Annotated in this window: 1 pseudogene; it reads left to right on the plus strand. The window is 70.0% G+C overall.

Features of this window, described 5'->3' with window-relative positions:
- Window positions 1–313: pseudogene (locus tag PSD17_RS13320) on the plus strand (hypothetical protein); the annotation flags it as partial.

Genomic DNA, 313 nt, shown 5'->3' on the forward strand with positions numbered 1-313 from the left:
CCGGGGTGAAGGTGCCGGTCCCGGCGAACCTGAAAATCCCACCCGGCTCCGACGGCCACGTCGCCATCGCCGACCCAACCACCGACACGGTCGTCAACCTCTGGGTCACCAAGAAGACCGGCACCGGACTGGCCGCGAACTGGGGCGCAGCCACCCCACTCGACGGCGACGGCCGCGAACACAACGGCTCCTCCACCGGCGCAGGCCTCGCCCGCTACGCCGCGGTCGTACGGGCCTCGGAGATCGCCTCGGGCACGATCCCGCACGCCCTGTTCTTCTCCACCAACATGGTCAAACCCGGCGAGGTCCGCTA

Source organism: Pseudonocardia sp. D17 (assembly GCF_036984265.1).
Classification (GTDB): domain Bacteria; phylum Actinomycetota; class Actinomycetes; order Mycobacteriales; family Pseudonocardiaceae; genus Pseudonocardia; species Pseudonocardia benzenivorans.